7 protein-coding genes and 1 pseudogene are annotated in these 8,030 nt (G+C 71.5%); 1 reads left to right on the top strand and 7 read right to left on the bottom strand.

What is annotated here, in order from left to right; all coding sequences use genetic code 11:
• A pseudogene (locus ACTS11_RS05420) lies at window positions 1-950 on the bottom strand (hypothetical protein); the annotation flags it as partial.
• A gap of 133 nt (window positions 951-1,083) precedes the next feature.
• On the opposite strand from ACTS11_RS05420, the gene ACTS11_RS05415 reads away from it, so the two are divergent.
• Window positions 1,084-1,635, top strand: coding sequence for a TIGR00730 family Rossman fold protein (locus tag ACTS11_RS05415; protein WP_442639320.1), 552 nt, complete (start codon window positions 1,084-1,086; stop codon window positions 1,633-1,635).
• Here ACTS11_RS05415 and rarD read toward each other — a convergent pair.
• The 6 genes from rarD to ACTS11_RS05385 form a co-directional block, all read right to left on the bottom strand.
• Entirely contained in the window at window positions 1,604-2,482 is an 879-nt protein-coding gene (gene rarD, locus ACTS11_RS05410; RefSeq protein ID WP_442639319.1) for an EamA family transporter RarD, read from the bottom strand. The two genes, ACTS11_RS05415 and rarD, sit on opposite strands and share 32 nt — an antisense overlap.
• Window positions 2,483-2,495: 13 nt before the next feature.
• Complete coding sequence (locus ACTS11_RS05405; RefSeq protein WP_442639318.1) at window positions 2,496-3,191, bottom strand: cyclic nucleotide-binding domain-containing protein; 696 nt, start codon at window positions 3,189-3,191, stop codon at window positions 2,496-2,498.
• 143 nt (window positions 3,192-3,334) lie between these two features.
• The gene (locus ACTS11_RS05400) at window positions 3,335-3,937 is read right to left on the bottom strand and encodes a superoxide dismutase (RefSeq protein WP_442639317.1); all 603 of its coding nucleotides are present in this window, start codon (window positions 3,935-3,937) and stop codon (window positions 3,335-3,337) included.
• Between the two features lie 110 nt (window positions 3,938-4,047).
• Entirely contained in the window at window positions 4,048-4,623 is a 576-nt protein-coding gene (locus tag ACTS11_RS05395) for a sarcosine oxidase subunit gamma (RefSeq protein ID WP_442639316.1), read from the bottom strand.
• Entirely contained in the window at window positions 4,616-7,651 is a 3,036-nt protein-coding gene (locus ACTS11_RS05390) for a sarcosine oxidase subunit alpha family protein (protein ID WP_442639315.1), read from the bottom strand. The genes ACTS11_RS05395 and ACTS11_RS05390 overlap by 8 nt, the downstream gene beginning before the upstream one ends.
• Window positions 7,648-7,968, bottom strand: coding sequence for a sarcosine oxidase subunit delta (locus ACTS11_RS05385; RefSeq protein WP_442639314.1), 321 nt, complete (start codon window positions 7,966-7,968; stop codon window positions 7,648-7,650). The genes ACTS11_RS05390 and ACTS11_RS05385 overlap by 4 nt, the downstream gene beginning before the upstream one ends.
• Between the last annotated feature and the right edge of the window lie 62 nt (window positions 7,969-8,030).

Genomic DNA, 8,030 nt, shown 5'->3' with positions numbered 1-8,030 from the left:
GCCGCATCGGAAGGGACCGGCGCGGACGCTGCCGGCCCTCCGCCCGAGACGGTCGCCGCCTCGGTCCGGGCGGTCCCGGCCGCGGGTTCCGCCGGCGTGGCGTCGGCCGTCCGCTCCGCCTGCGTTTCGCCGGACAGGGGCTCCGCCGTCTCGCCTGTGGATGCGACAGCCTCCCCGGCCGGGAGCGCCTCGGGCGCCGGGCCGGTCGCGACCTCCGGCGCAGCGCCGGGCGCGTCGCTGCCCGGGGCCTCCGGCACCTCGCGCTCCGCCGTCATCTCGGTCTCGGGCGCGGCCTCGATCCCGGCCGAAGCCACCGCGGTCTCGCCCGAGGGCTCGGACACGGCGGTCGCGGGCGGGTCGACGGGCGCGGCCTCGGCGGTCGCGTCGGGCGTGCCGCCGAAGGGCGAGATGATGACGGACTCGACGCCCGCCACCTCGCCGCCATCGGGCAGCATCGCGGTCAGCGTCATGATCCGGGGCGCGGCCGAGGGCGGTATGGCGAAGATCGCCGCGAAGCCGCCGTCGGACGCCGCCGCGGCACTCGCCACCTCGGCCCCGTCGAGCATCAGGCGCACATCCGCCCCGGCCGGGCCACGCCCCGCCACCACCGCCGCCCCGTCGGGGGCCACGCGGATCTGGTCGAAGCGCGGCGGTGCCGGCCGCGGGGCCTCGGCCGTATCTGTAGCGGCGGCAGCATCGGCATCGGCGGCATTGTCGGCGGCGGCATCCTCCTCCGGCGCGGCCTCGACGACCTCCGCCGTCACTTCCGCCGTATCCGCAGGCTCCGGCACCGACGCGGGAGCCTCGGGCGTGGCGACGGCATCGGGTGGCGCCTCCTCCCCGCCCCGAAACGCGAGAAAGCCCGCGACCGCCGCGACGGCCACGCCGCCGGCAAGCGCCGCATAGATCCACGCAGCCCTGCTTCCGCCGAATGCGGCACCAACCCTCATGGGTTACCTCCCGGGTCCATCCCCCGAACCGGGGCACTCCGCGCCAGCCTGCCCTCCGCCCCCCGGGCCGGGTTGAGCCGCGCTGCGCTAGCGGCTATCAGGGCGGAAAAACCCGTCAAGCGCAAGGGACCCGATGTCGAGCGTTTCCGTCTGTGTCTATTGCGGCTCCCGCGCCGGATCCCGTCCCGAATACATGGCCGATGCGACCGCGCTCGGCACGGCACTGGCGTGCGAGGGCTATCGCCTCGTCTACGGCGCGGGCGACGTGGGGCTCATGGGGGCCGTGGCGCGGGCGGCGCAGACGGCGGGCGGCGACACCTTCGGCGTGATCCCGGGCCACCTCCTCGCCCGCGAGGTGGGCAAGCGCGACCTCTCCACCTTCATCGTCACCGAGACGATGCACGAGCGGAAGAAGGTCATGTTCATGAACGCCGACGCCATCGTGATGCTGCCGGGCGGCGCGGGCTCGCTCGACGAGTTCTTCGAGGTGCTGACGTGGCGGCAGCTCGGCCTCCACGAAAAGCCGATCCTGCTCCTCGATACCGCCGGCTACTGGGCGCCGCTCCGCGCGCTGGTCGAGCACGTGATCGCACAGGGCTTCGCCGAGGCGAGCCTTCTGCCCTACTTCCGCAGCCTGCCGGACGTGCCCTCGCTCATGGAGGCGCTGGCCGCGACGCGGGCCTGAGCGTCGCCCAGGAATAGAGGCCGAGCGCCGCCCAGATCAGCGGCAGCGCGACCATGTGCCAGACCGTCACGACCTCGCCGAGGATCAGGACCGCGCAGAGGAACTGGAGCGTCGGGTTCACGTACTGGATCAGCCCCACGGTCGCCATCGCCGCCCGCTTCGCCGCGTAGGAGAATAGCATCAGCGGCACCGCCGTGACCGGCCCGGACAGCACGAAGAGCACGACGTCCGAAGCCGTGTAGCCGAGGCCGCGCGTGACCCCCAGCCAGACGAGGAGGCCCGCGGCGAGCGGCAGGAACAGCAGCACCTCCGCCGTGACCGAGACGACGGGCCCCGCCTCGACCCAGCGTTTCAGAAGCCCGTAGATCCCGAAGGTCGTGGCGAGCACGAGCGAGATCCAGGGCGCCGCGCCGAGGCCGAGGGTCAGCACCAGGACCGCCCCGGCGGCAAGCGCGACCGAGACGGCCTGCACCCGCGACAGGCCCTCGCGCAGGACGACCGCGCCGATCGCCACGGCCACGAGCGGGAAGATGTAGTAGCCGAGCGAGGCCTCGACCGTCCGTCCGACGCCCACCGCGTAGATGAAGAGGAACCAGTTGACCGAGATCATCGCCGCCGCCGCCGCCGTCAGCAGGAAGCGGCGCGGCCCCCCGAGCGCGCGCGGCAGTTCGCGCAGGCGGCGCTGCAGGCCCAGGTAGGCCACGAAGGTGACGAGCGACCAGATCGTGCGATGGGCGAGGATCTCGAGCGGCGGGACATGGCTGAGCATGGCGTAGAACAGCGGCGAGAGCCCCCAGATCGTGCAGGCCACCGCCATCGCGACAACGCCCTTGCCGGCCTCGGTCATGGCGTGCACCGGCTCAGGACGGCACGCTGCCCGAGGCGACGAGCGCGTTCATGGTCAAGAGCTTCTCTCGATAGTTGCGGGCGAAGGCGGCATCGACCTCGCGCTCGAGGCTGTCGCGCCGGCGCAGGATCTCGCGCAGGCGCGGCGCGGCGATCCGCCAGACGAGGCACTCCGCCTCGGCCCGGACGGTCGCGGTCGCGGCAAGGCCGGTCAACGCGGTCATCTCGCCGATGAAGTCGCCCTGCCCGCAGCGTGATACGGTCGTCCCGCGCAGCACGACGGAGGCCTCGCCGCCCGCGAGATAGGAGAGGTGCTCGACCGGCCGCCCCTCCTCGGCGAGCAGGTCGCCGGGGGCGACGCGGACCCACTCGCCCGCATCGAGCAGGCTCCGCGCCTCGCCCCGCCCGAGCCCCGGCAGGTGCCGCGCCAGTAGCGTCGCCTCGTCATCCGAGAACCGGGCGCGCAGGTTGCTCCAATGCAGGATCAGGAGCTGCACGATGTTGACCGCGACGAGCATCGCCTCCCACATCACCGTCACCGGGTCGCGGATCACGAAGGCCCCGTAGGAGATGGCCAGGAGCGCCGAGACGATCACGAGGATGCGCAGCCAGGTCAGCGAGCGCATCAGCATCGAGGCGACGAGGACGACATAGGCGAGGTGGCCCAGAAGGCCGTCCGTCGAGAAGGCGGAAGCGAGCGTCAGGTCCATTCGGGGAAGGGTCCGCAAGTCGAGGTAACGCGCGATGAGACCTGAGAAATCGGGGGCGCGTCAAGCTGGGGAAATCGCCGGGTGGGCGCACATGAAAAGGCCCGCCGGTCCGGGCGGGCCTTTCGCGGTCGAGGGAACGTGCCTCAGCCCATGCGGGCGGCCACGTTCTCCCAGTTCACGAGCTTGTCGAGGAAGTTCGCGAGGTAGGCGGGGCGCTTGTTGCGGAAGTCGATGTAGTAGGAATGCTCCCACACGTCGCAGCCCAGAAGCGCGGTCTGCCCGAAGCAGAGCGGGTTCACGCCGTTCTCGGTCTTGGTGACCTTCAGGCTGCCGTCGGCGTCCTTCACCAGCCAGCACCAGCCCGAGCCGAACTGGCCCGCACCGGCGGCCGAGAACTGCGACTTGAACTCGTCGACCGAGCCGAAGGCCTCGGTCAGCGCGCGCTCGAGCTCGCCCGGCATCTTCTTCTCGCCGGGGCCCATCATTTCCCAGAACTGGTTGTGGTTCCAGTGCTGCGAGGCGTTGTTGAAGATGCCGTTCTGGGCGACCGCGCCGGCCTGGTAGGTGCCTTTGACGATCTCCTCCAGCGACTTGCCGGCCCACTCGGTCCCGTCGATCAGCTTGTTGCCGTTGTCGACATAGGCCTTGTGGTGGATGTCGTGGTGGTATTCCAGCGTCTCGCGGCTCATGCCGAGGTCGGCGAGCGCATCGTGGGAATAGGGAAGATCGGGAAGTTCGAAAGCCATCTGGGCCTCCCTCGTTGTCGGTTGCCGTTGGGCCACAGATGGAGCGGCGAAGGCGCCGAGGTCAACCCCGGCACCGCGTCATTCTTGGCGGAACCGCGCGTTTCCCGCGCCTAGGCGTCCCTGTGGAAGCCGACCGGCCCGCTGTCCCGCGCCGACATGGCGAGGAGGTCGAAGACATAGGCCGCGACCGAGCGGAAGCAGATCACGCGCGCCTCGGTTTCGCTCTCGAACCAGATGGCGGCGGGCACCTGCTGGAGGCGCGTGCGGCGCATCTCGCCGGGCTTCAGCGCGTCGGCCGACATGTCGGCGGGCGTGATCTTGGACAGCACGTCGCGCAGCGCGCCCCGCCCGCCCGTCAGCGCGAACATCGCCCGCGCGTCCGAGACGTTGACGGCGAGGTGGTGGCGTCCCGCCAGCGCCTCGGTCAGCCGCACGACGAACTCCTCCGCCGCTCCGTGGTCGCAGAGGATCAGGAGCTCGTCCGGCGACATCCACGCCACGCTCGCACCATCGCCACGCACGATGCCGCGGGTCGGGGGCATGTCGGCGCCCGTGACCTCGCGCACCGCCCCGGCCACCTCCGCGAGGTCGCCCCGCAGCATGACCATGCCTTGCAGCCCCATCTCGCGGATCGCCACGAGGCCGTCCGCCTCCGCGCCGGGCAGCGCGCTCCGTGCCTCAGACATCCTGCCTCTCCCCCTCGGGATCGTAGAAGACCGGGCTCACGATCCGCGCGCGCACCGTGCGGAGCTTGCCCTCCGGGTCCTTCTTCACCGTGCCGAAATCCAGTTCCTCGCCCATCCGGTCCGGGCCGTGGAGGACGAGGCCCATGGCGATGCCCTTCCCGAGCGTCGGCGAAAAGTAGGTCGAGGTCACGCGCCCTTGCGTGTTCCGCTGCCCGTTCGCGTTGTCGCCGTCGGCGAGCGCGTAGGCGCCGTCCGGCAGGACCGAGCCGTCGAGCGTCTCGAGGCCCACGAGCTTCCAGCGCGCGGGATCGGTCATGTGCGACCGCGCCTGCCCGCGCTTGCCGAGATAGTCGTCCTTCTTCTTCGAGATCGCCCAGTCGAGGCCGAGATCCTGCGGGATCACCGTGCCATCCGTCTCGTCCCCGATCATGATGAAGCCCTTCTCGGCCCGCATGACGTGCATGGCCTCGGTCCCGTAGGGGGTGACGCCGAACTCCGCCCCCGCCTCCGTCAGCGCGTCCCAGAGCGCGCGGCCCTGGCTTGCGGGCACCGCCACCTCGAAGGACAATTCGCCCGCGAAGGAGATGCGGTAGACCCGCGCGTCGAAGCCGCCGAGGCGACCTTGCGCGAAGGCCATGAAGGGCAAGGCCTCCTTCGAGAGGTCGAAATCGGCGCCGAGCTTCTCCAGCACCTTGCGCGCGTTCGGGCCGACGACGGCGATCTGCGCCCATTGCTCGGTCACGTTGGCGGTCCAGACCTTCCAGTCCCACCACTCGCACTGGAGCCAGTCCTCCATGTGCGCGTGGATGCGGTCGGCGCCGCCCGTGGTCGTGTGGCAGAGGAAGGTCTCCTCGTCGAGCCGCACGACCACGCCGTCATCCATGAGGAAACCGTTCTCGCTGCACATGAGGCCGTAGCGGCAGCGCCCCGGCTTCAGGGTGCTCATCAAGTTGGTGTAGAGCATGTCCATGAAGCGGCCCGCGTCCGGCCCCTTCACGAGGATCTTGCCGAGCGTCGAGGCGTCCAGCAGCCCGAGGCTTTCGCGCGTGGCCAGGATCTCGCGGTTCACCGCATCGCGCCGGCTCTCGCCCGGTCTCGGGTAGCAGTAGGGGCGCCGCCAGTGGCCGACCGGCTCGAAGCTCGCGCCGAGCGCCTCGTGCCGGTCCTGGAGCGGGGTCCGGCGGAGCGGCTGGAAGATGCCCCCCCGCGCCTCGCCCGCGATCGCGCCCATGGAGATCGGCGTGAAGGGCGGACGGAAGGTCGTGGTGCCGACCTGCGGGATCGGCGCGTTCAGCGCGCCGGCGAGGATCGCGAGGCCGTTGATGTTCGACAGCTTCCCCTGGTCCGTGGCCATGCCGAGCGTCGTGTAGCGCTTGGTGTGCTCGACGCTCTCGTAGCCCTCGCGGGCGGCGAGCTGCACGTCCGAGACCTTCACGTCGTTCTGGAAATCGAGCCACATCTTCGCGCGCTTCTTCGCCCCCGCGCCCTGCGGCATCATCCAGACGGGCGCAAGCGGCGCCTCCTCGGGCGCGGCGGCCTGCGGGACATCGCCCGAGGCGGATTTGCCGAGCCCGCCCAGCACCTTGCGGACCGAGATTGACGCGCTCTCCATGACGCCGGAGGCATGGAGCGCGCCCTCGGCGCTGCCGGCGCAGAGGACGAAGCCCGCGCCGTCATGGCCGGTGGGCGGCCGGGCGGGATCGGGGCGGAAGAAGGCGCCCGCCTCGTCCCAGGTCAGCTTGCCGCCGCAATGGGACCAGAGGTGGACGACAGGCGACCAGCCGCCGGACATGGCGACGGCCTCGCAGACGATCTCCTCCGTCACCGCGCCCTCGCCCGCCTGGGCGCAGAGCTGCACGGCGACGACGCCGCGGATGCCCTTCACGCCCGCGATGCCGGTGCCGATCTTCACCGGGATGCCGAGCGCGCGCGCCTCCTGCGGCAGGGGGCCGTCGGCGCTCGGCCGGGCGTCGACGATGCAGGGCACGTCGAGCCCCGCGCGCCGGATGGCGATGGCGGTGCGGTAGGCGTCGTCGTTGTTGGTCACGACCACGGTGCGGTCGCCGGGGCTGACGCCCCAGTTCACGAGGTAGTCGCGGACGGCCGAGGCCAGCATGACGCCCGGCTTGTCGTTGCCGGGGAAGCTAAGGGGCCGCTCGATGGCGCCGGTGGCCGCGATCACCTGCTTCGTGCGGATGCGCCAGAGCCGGTGGCGCGGCGCGTCGGTGCCGGGCGCATGGTCGGACACCCGCTCGTAGGCGATGACGTAGCCGTGGTCGTAGACGCCCGCGACCATGGTGCGGAGGCGGAGCGCCACGTTCGGCATCGTTTCCAGTTCGGCAACGGCGGTTTCGATCCAGTCACCGGCGGGCCTGCCGTCGATCTCGACCCCGTCGACCGGCGCGCGCCCGCCCCAATGCGGTGTCTGCTCGGCGAGCAGCACCTTCGCCCCCGCCCGCCCCGCCTCGAGCGCGGCCTGGAGGCCCGCGATCCCGCCGCCCGCGATCACGAGGTCGACATGGGCATAGAAATGCTCGTAGCGGTCCGGGTCGGAATGCTTCGGATCGGGCGCCTTGCCCAGGCCCGCGGACTGGCGGATGAACGGCTCGAAGACGTGCTTCCAGAAGGGGCGCGGGTGGATGAAGGTCTTGTAGTAGAAGCCCGCGGGCAGAAGCCGCGCGGCGAGCGCGTTGACCTCGCCGATGTCCCATTCGAGGCTCGGCCAGTGGTTCTGCGAGGTGGCGCTGAGCCCCTCGAAAAGCTCCGTCGTCGTGGCGCGCTGGTTCGGCTCGTGCCGGGCACCCTCGCCGAGGTTGACGAGCGCGTTCGGCTCCTCCGGGCCGGAGGCCACGGGACCGCGCGGGCGGTGATACTTGAAGGACCGTCCCATGATGCGCTGGCCGTTCGCCAGAAGCGCCGAGGCCAGCGTGTCGCCGGGATGGCCCGCGAAGCGCTTGCCGTTGAAGCGGAAGTCGAGCTTGCGGCTGCGGTCGATCAGGCGGCCGCCCTCGGCGAGGCGCGTGCTCATGGCTGGCTCCAGTCGGGATGTTTGGCGCGGATCGCGGCGAGGATGTGGGCGGGCGGCTCGGTCGTCTGGGCGGGATAGGTGCCGAAGACCTCGTGCGTCGCCGTGTCCCGCGCGGCGAGGAACCACTTGCCGCAGCCCATGGCGTGGCGCCAGCGCTCGAAATGCACGCCCCGCACGTTGGGGCGCAGGAAGAGATAGGCCTCGAACTCCGCGTCCGACGAACCGGGGCCGAAGCGCTTGAGGTGCGCCTCGCCGCCCGGGGCGAGCTCGGTCTCGTCGGCGGCGATGCCGCAGCAGGGGCAGGTCAGGATCAGCATGGGCACGTCCCTCGCGGGTGGCGACGCCGGGGGGCTGCCTGCCCCCCGGACCCCCCGGGCGG

It is taken from the genome of Roseicyclus sp. (assembly GCF_052168335.1).
Classification (GTDB): domain Bacteria; phylum Pseudomonadota; class Alphaproteobacteria; order Rhodobacterales; family Rhodobacteraceae; genus Roseibacterium.
This window is presented reverse-complemented; position numbering and strand designations above follow the sequence as displayed.